The sequence below is a fragment of the Streptomyces sp. NH27 genome (genome assembly GCF_056859195.1).
Map to the genome: position 1 here is coordinate 1 of NZ_JACEGK010000897.1, position 1,565 is coordinate 1,565.

Annotated in this window: 1 protein-coding gene; it reads left to right on the top strand. The window is 70.3% G+C overall.

Annotated features, from left to right (window positions below):
* The first annotated feature begins 92 nt into the window (after positions 1–92).
* Positions 93–1,490: a DUF4331 domain-containing protein gene (locus AC13HU_RS36870; RefSeq protein ID WP_483046360.1), complete on the top strand. Its 1,398-nt coding sequence runs from the start codon at positions 93–95 to the stop codon at positions 1,488–1,490.
* The last annotated feature ends 75 nt before the right edge of the window (positions 1,491–1,565 follow it).

Genomic DNA, 1,565 nt, shown 5'->3' on the forward strand with positions numbered 1-1,565 from the left:
ATCCCCGTCCCCACGCCCGCAGCCCCGTTCCCGCACCTGGGTTCCCACACCCATATCCCCCGCCCGTACACCCGACCAGTGAGGCCCGCCGAATGTCCTCCCACCGCGAAGCCCCGGAGATCTCCAAGGACCCCGTGGCCGACAGCACGGACGTGTACGCGTTCGTCAGCCCGGACCGCCCCGACGCGGTCACCCTGATCGCCAACTACATCCCGCTGCAGAACCCGGCCGGCGGCCCGAACTTCTACGAGTTCGGCGACGACGTGCTCTACGAGATCCACGTCGACAACGACGGTGACGGCCGCGCCGACGTGACGTACCAGTTCCGCTTCACCACCAGGATGCGGACACCGGGCAGCTTCCTGTACAACACCGGCCCGATCCTGGCGCTGGACTCGCCGAACTGGAACCGCTACCAGACCTACACGCTGACCCGGGTGGACGGTCAGGGCCGCAGCACCGTGCTGGGCCGCGACCTGACCTGCCCGCCGTGCAACATCGGCCCGCTGTCGACGCCGAACTACCCCAAGCTCGCGCAGCAGGCCGTGCACACCATCGGCAGGACCTGCAAGGTCTTCGCCGGGCAGCGCGCCGAGGGCTTCTACGTGGACCTCGGGTCGATCTTCGACCTGGGCAACCTGCGCCCGTTCCAGGAACTGCACAACCAGTACGGCATGAGCGTGTTCACCCAGCCCGCCCCGGGCGTGAACACCACCAAGGAGCTGAACGTCCACAGCCTCGCCGTGCAGGTGCCGATCACGGACCTGACCCGGCAGGGCTGGCACGGCAAGGACGTGTCCGACCCGCGCGCCACCATCGGCGTATGGACCTCGGCGAGCCGCCGCCAGGCGCGTGTGATCGAGGAGGGCCGCGGCCAGGACACCGAGTCCGGCCCGTTCGTGCAGGTCTCGCGACTGGGCAACCCGCTCTTCAACGAGGTGCTGGTGGCGCTCGGCGAGAAGGACGAGTGGAACGCGCTGCCGCCCAGCGACGACAAGCGCTTCGCCCACTACGTCGCCCACCCGGAACTGGCCGAACTGCTGCCCGGCCTCTACCCGGGTGTGTTCCCGAACCTCGACGCCTACAACAAGTCGGGCAAGTCCCGCGCCGACCTGCTGGCGATCCTGCTGACCGGCATCCCCGCGGGCGTCGTGCCCGGGTTCGAGAACTTCACCGGCACCACCCAGGCCGACATGCTCCGCCTGAACACCTCCGTCCCGCCGTCCGCCCACCCCGACATCCTCGGTCTGGTCGCGGGCGACGCGGCCGGATTCCCCAACGGGCGCCGGGTCTTCGACGACGTGGTCACCGTGGAGCTGCGCGCCATCGCCGGCGCCACGCTGCCGCTGGTCGACAAGACCTACACCCCGGACGCCGCGGCCGGCCAGATCACCGACGGGCTCACGCCGGCGGACGTGACCAACCCGTACCTGGACCACTTCCCCTACCTGGGCGTGCCGTACGACGGCTACCACCACCCGGCGTCCTGACCCGACACCGCGTTCCGACCCGACGCAGCACCTGAACCGGCCGAGCGCCGACCCGGCCGCGGCACCGACCCGGCG

Bases quoted from the DNA above. Each gene is read 5' to 3' on its own strand.
- AC13HU_RS36870 (WP_483046360.1), top strand. From the start codon at position 93: ATGTCCTCCCACCGCGAAGCCCCGGAGATCTCCAAGGACCCCGTGGCC.